The sequence below is a fragment of the Protofrankia sp. Cr1 genome (genome assembly GCF_963555865.1).
Lineage (GTDB): Bacteria > Actinomycetota > Actinomycetes > Frankiales > Frankiaceae > Protofrankia.
Map to the genome: position 1 here is coordinate 1 of NZ_CAUVXO010000058.1, position 4,644 is coordinate 4,644.

Genomic DNA, 4,644 nt, shown 5'->3' on the forward strand with positions numbered 1-4,644 from the left:
GGTCGGCTCACAGCAGGCCGGTTCACAGCAGGCCGGCTCACAGCAGGCGGGCGATCACCACTGATTCCCCGTCGAGCTCGATACGGCCCGGCATGTAGGTGAACCCGCTGGTGGACGCGGCCGGCACGTCAAACGGCACGCCCTCGACCGGTACCGGTTGGCGCCGTGGTGCGAGGTTGCACACGACCGCGACCTGGCCGCGGCGCAACACGAACCAGCGGGCGTCCTCGTCGAAGCTGGCGCGTACGCAGGACAGGTCCGGGTTGGTGAGGTCGGGCAGGGTTCGGCGCAGGGTGGTCAGGCGTCGGTACCACTTCAGCAGACCGGCGTGGCGCGCCGTCCGCAGTTCCGCCCAGTCCAGTTTGGAGCGGACGAATGTCGCCTCGTCCTGTGGGTCGGGGATCTCGTCGGGCCCCCAGCCGTGCGCGGCGAACTCGCCCCGGCGACCCTTGCGGACGGCGTCGGCCAGCCCCGGCGCGCTGTGGTCACTGAAGAACTGCCACGGTGTACTCGCCCCCCATTCCTCACCCATGAACAACATCGGCGTGAACGGTGAGGTCAACAGGAGCGCGGCGCCTACCCGCAGCAGCCCTGCGCTGAGCGTCTGCCCGGCACGGTCACCGATTGCCCGGTTGCCGACCTGGTCGTGGTCCTGCAGGAACGTCACGAACCGATGCGCCGGGATGTGGTTGGGCACCGGTCGGCCGTGGGAGCGCCCGCGGAACGCCGAGTACGTCCCGTCGTGGACGAACGCGCGTTCCATCGCCTTGGCCAGGGTCGCGAGACTGCCGAAGTCGCTGTAGTAGCCCTGGCGCTCACCCGACAGTGCCGCCCACATGGCATGGTGCACGTCGTCGCACCACTGCGCGTCCAAGCCGAGCCCACCGGCATCGCGGGTGGTCACCAGCCGCGGGTCGTTGAGGTCGGATTCGGCGATCACGAACAGCGGCCGCCGCTGCTGGGCGGCGAGCCGGTGCACCGCGACGGTGATCTCTTCGAGGATGTGGACGGCCCGGCCGTCGGCAAAGGCATGCACAGCGTCCAGCCGCAGGCCGTCGCAGTGGTAGTGGCGTAGCCAGCCCAGTGCGTTGTCGACGATGAACGCCCGGATCTCGTCGGAGCCGGCGGCATCAAGGTTGACAGCCGGTCCCCAGGGGGTGATGCGGGAGTCGGTGAAATAGGGGCCGAACCGGGCGAGGTAGTTCCCGTCGGGCCCGAGATGGTTGTAGACAACGTCCATGATCACACCGATGCCCCGGCTGTGGGCGGCGTCGACGAACCGCTTGAGCCCGTCCGAACCGCCGTAGGGCTCGTGGACGGCGAACAGACCCACGCCGTCGTAGCCCCAGCCGTGGCGGCCCGCGAAGGCGTTGACGGGCAGCAGCTCGACGGCGTCGACGCCGAGCGCCACCAGGTGGTCGAGCCGTTCGATGGCGGCGTCGAAGGTGCCGGCCGGGGTGAACGTGCCGATGTGCAGCTCGTAGAGGACGCTCCCGGCCAGCGTCAGCCCTCGCCAGGCACTGTCCGTCCAGCTGAACAGGGCGTGGTCGACGAGCCGGGAGCGACCGTGGACGCCCTGGGGCTGATCGGCGGAGCGCGGGTCCGGCAGTTCGTCGACCTCGCCGTCGATCAGGTAGGCGTACTCGGTGCCGTGGCCCGCAACGGGCACGTTCACCCACCACCAACCGCCGTCGTCGGTCAGCATCTCGTGGACGGTTTCGTCGCCACCAGTATCGGTGATCACACCTACCGTCTTCGCCTCTGGCACCCAGACGCGGAAAGTGCTCATCGGTACTGTCTACCCGTTGTGGAATGCGTGAGCATCTGTGATCCCGATTTCACGGCGCTGTTACCGGTGCGGCGTCGGACACGCCACCCGCGGTTGCCCCGGGGAGGGGGTTCGTCGCTTGTAGGAATGCGTGCAGCCTGCTCTGCCTCTGCCCATGTTTCAGGGCATCACAGCTGGGCCCGTCCCGCACAGCGTTTTGGCTGATTTTCGGCTGAGTCACGACCCGGCCGCGGCACGACGTGAAGCTGGTCGGCACGACGCGATGGCCGGTCAGGGGGTGCGCACCAGGAGGCTGACGGGGAAGTCGCGCAGCAGCCGCAGGACGTAGGCGACGCCGCCGTCGTGCCGGCGGCCGGTGAACAGGTCCGTCCAGCGGCCGTCGGGCAGCGGGAGGGTGGTGTCCCGCCAGCCGCCGCCGCGGCGCAGTCCCAGCACCAGCCGGGGCGCCACCGCGACCACCGATCCGGAGCGGACGAACGCGAGCACATGCTCGGCAGCCGAACCCGACGCCCACAACGGCCGGTAGGTCGCCTCCGTGCCGAACCACTGCGGTTGTTCCCGTCGCAGCCTTAACGCGCGGGCGACGACCAGCAGTTTCGCCGCGCCGGTGTCGTCGAGCGCGGGTGGTTTGCGGGCTCCGGCATCAGGCCCGAGTTCGGTCAGGAGCTTCGCCCGCTCGCCGAAGTTGACCGGCCGCCGGTTGTCCGGGTCGACCAGGGAGGCGTCCCACAGTTCCTGGCCCTGGTAGATGTCGGGCACACCGGGGCAGACCAGCTGGAGAAGCTTCTGGGCGACGGAGTTCTGGCGGCCGAGCTCCACCAGGGTGGCGACGTAGGTCTCCAGGGTGGCCACGTAGTCCCGGTCGTCCAGGACGGCGTCGACGTAGTTCACCAGCGCGGACTCGTAGCCGAGGTTCGGGTCGGTCCAGCAGGTGTGCACCTTGGCCTCGCGGGCGGCCTTGAGCAGGTAGTCCCGGACCCGCTGCGCCGGCAGCGGCCACGCGCCGACGAGCGTCTGCGCCAGCAGGTAGCCGGCTTGCCGGTCCGGCCAGCCCCGTTCGGTGTCGGTATGGCGCTCACCCAGAGCGATCAGGCGTTGCGCCACCTCGCCCCAGCCGTGCGGGTCCTCGGTCAGTACCACGAGCCTGGCACGCACATCCTCCGACCGCTTGGTGTCGTGCGTGGACAGGGTCGTCATCGTCAGCGGCCAGGTCCGTTGGATGGTCGCGTTGGCCTCATGGAACTCGTGCACCGCGCTGTGCGGATGCCCGGCGGGAAAGGCGGGGAAGTCGCCGGGGGCGCCGCCGACCTCGTTGAGGGCGACCATCCGGCCGTACCGGTAGAAGGCGGTGTCCTCGATGCCCTTGGCCATGACGGGCCCGGTCGTCTGCTGGAAGCGCACCACGAACTCGGGCGGACCGGCCAGCGCCAGGTTCTCGATGAGATCGATCTCGCCCGACCGTCGCGGCAGGGATTCCCGGGCTCGCTCACACGCTCCGACCACGTGAGCGCGGGCGTCCAGGGTTGCGGCCCCGCCCGGCCGGATGTAGGCGCGGTAGACCGCGAAGGCGGCCAGCACCTCGGCGAGCGCCTCGCGAAGACCGACGCGGGTCAGGTCCGCGCGACGCTGCCGCGCCTGCGTCAGTGCGAGTGCGGCGAGCCGGTCCAGCTCGGGCCGTAGGACGTCCGCGACCGCGGCCAGTTTTGCCTCGCGGGCGAGCGCCGCGAAGTCGGGGGAGGAGCCGGTTATCTCGGCGTACAGCTTGGTGAAGGGCCTGGCCGCCGCTGGATCGACGAACAGCCGGGTGACCCGGTTCAGCGTGTCGTAGCCGGTGGTGCCCGCGCACGCCCAGGTGTCGGGTAGTGCCTCACCCGGTTCGAGGATCTTCTCCACGACCGTCCACACGCCGTCGGTGGCCTCGGACAGTCTGCGCAGGTACTCCTCGGGATCGGCCAGACCGTCGGGATGATCGATCCGCAGGCCGTCGACGGCGCCGGCCCGCACCTGGTCGAGGATCAGGCGATGGGTCGCCGCGAAGACGTCGGGGTCCTCCTGCCGCAGGGCGGGGAGGGTGGTGATGTCGAAGAAGCGGCGGTAGTTGAGCTCAGTGGCGGCGACGCGCCAGAAACACAGCCGGTAGTGCTGCTGATCAAGGGTTGCCGCCACGTCGCCGGGGTCGGCGGTGCCCGCTGCGACCGGCAGCACGTGGTCGTGGTAGGTGACCACGGATTCGGCATCCTCGTTCGTCGTGATTCTGATCTCCCCGGCCGCGAGGCAGTCCGCCAGCGGGTCACCCAGAATCGGGACGACGATCTTTCCCGGGTTGTCCGGAGAGTTCCAGTCGATGTCGAACCAGGACGCGTACGGCGACGCCCGGCCTTCCCGCAACACCGACCACCAGGCGGCGTTCGCGGTCTCCGGAGCGGTGATCGCCATGTGGTTGGGCACCAGGTCCACGACGAGGCCCAGGCCCGCCTTGCGGCAGGCGGTCACGAGCCGGCGGAACCCGGCCGACCCGCCGAGCTCGGGGCTGATCTGGTCGTGGTTGACGACGTCATAGCCGTGGCTCGAACCGTCGACAGCCTCCAGCACGGGCGAGCAGTACAGGTGGGTGACCCCGAGTGCGGCCAGGTACGGGACGATGACAGCCGCGTCGGTGAAGGAGAACTCCATGCTCAGCTGCAGCCGGTAGGTCGAGCCCGGGACCGTCCGGGCGGGCGTCGGGGTGACGCCGCCCCGTGACTCAGTCGGCACAGCGCAGCACCAGGGTTGACCGGGCGTCGACCTCGATGGGGTCGTCGGCCTTCACGATCCGGTTGGTGGCACGTGCGTCGAACGGACCGCTCTCGCCCGAG

Annotated in this window: 2 protein-coding genes; both read right to left on the bottom strand. The window is 69.9% G+C overall.

The window, feature by feature from the left end; genetic code table 11:
* Positions 1-37 precede the first annotated feature (37 nt).
* Positions 38-1,789 (bottom strand): malto-oligosyltrehalose trehalohydrolase, encoded by a 1,752-nt coding sequence (gene treZ, locus U9980_RS07750; RefSeq protein ID WP_322767315.1) that lies wholly within the window; start codon positions 1,787-1,789, stop codon positions 38-40.
* A gap of 270 nt (positions 1,790-2,059) precedes the next feature.
* Positions 2,060-4,543 (bottom strand): malto-oligosyltrehalose synthase, encoded by a 2,484-nt coding sequence (gene treY, locus U9980_RS07755; protein ID WP_322767316.1) that lies wholly within the window; start codon positions 4,541-4,543, stop codon positions 2,060-2,062.
* Between the last annotated feature and the right edge of the window lie 101 nt (positions 4,544-4,644).